Origin of the sequence: Porcincola sp. LCP21S3_C12 (genome assembly GCF_052118625.1) — a bacterium.
Lineage (GTDB): Bacteria > Bacillota > Clostridia > Lachnospirales > Lachnospiraceae > Porcincola.
The window spans coordinates 1-385 of the sequence record NZ_JBQKGW010000086.1 but is presented as its reverse complement, the minus strand read 5'-3'; the positions used below and the strand labels follow the sequence as shown (position 1 = coordinate 385).

The window sequence follows — 385 nt, the reverse complement described above, 5'->3', positions numbered from 1 at the left end:
ATGCTGGCTACCCGCGCCAGGACGGAAAGACCCCATGGAGCTTTACTCCAGTTTGATGCTGGGATTCGGTGATGCATGCACAGGATAGGTGGGAGGCAGAGAAGTGGGTACTCAGGTATCCACGGAGCCGCTGTTGGGATACCACCCTTGTGTCACTGGGTTTCTAACACGCCGCCGTAATCCGGCGGGTGGACAATGTCAGACGGGGAGTTTGACTGGGGCGGTCGCCTCCGAAAGGGTATCGGAGGCGCTCAAAGGTTCCCTCAGAATGGTCGGAAACCATTCGGAGAGTGTAAAGGCAGAAGGGAGCCTGACTGCGACACCGACGGGTGGAGCAGATACGAAAGTAGGACTTAGTGATCCGGTGGAATGAAAGTGGGATTGC

Annotated in this window: 1 rRNA gene; it reads left to right on the top strand. The window is 56.9% G+C overall.

What is annotated here, in order from left to right:
• Nucleotides 1-385: ribosomal RNA gene (locus ACTQ1N_RS12795) — 23S ribosomal RNA — on the top strand; the annotation flags it as partial.